The 239-nt window shown below is 38.5% G+C and carries 1 other RNA gene; it reads right to left on the bottom strand.

Annotated features, from left to right (window positions below):
• Positions 1-121: non-coding RNA, 6S RNA (gene ssrS, locus KVT11_RS20500), on the bottom strand; the annotation flags it as partial.
• Positions 122-239 lie beyond the last annotated feature (118 nt).

Below are 239 nucleotides of genomic sequence, written 5' to 3'. Positions count from 1 at the left end.
GTGCTTTCTTCCTCACTTTATAAGTCCTCAGAAGAGGCATTTATGCAGAAAGGAAAGGCAAGCACCCGTAGAAAAAAATGTTCGGTCAAAACTAGGTACCCACCGTACGTATCAGGACTTTATTTATTGGTTGATGAAAGCATATCATAGGCATGTCCCTTTTTCAAGCGTCTACATGCCTATAAACATGCGCCTATTTTACTGTTTTACTTTTGTTTTAATAGCCAAACTCAGTTCAT

Origin of the sequence: Bacillus sp. GbtcB10 (genome assembly GCF_019091365.1) — a bacterium.
GTDB classification, from domain to species: domain Bacteria; phylum Bacillota; class Bacilli; order Bacillales; family Bacillaceae; genus Bacillus; species Bacillus altitudinis.
The sequence above is the reverse complement of the archived record's forward strand: the minus strand, read 5'-3'. Positions and strand labels throughout refer to the sequence as shown.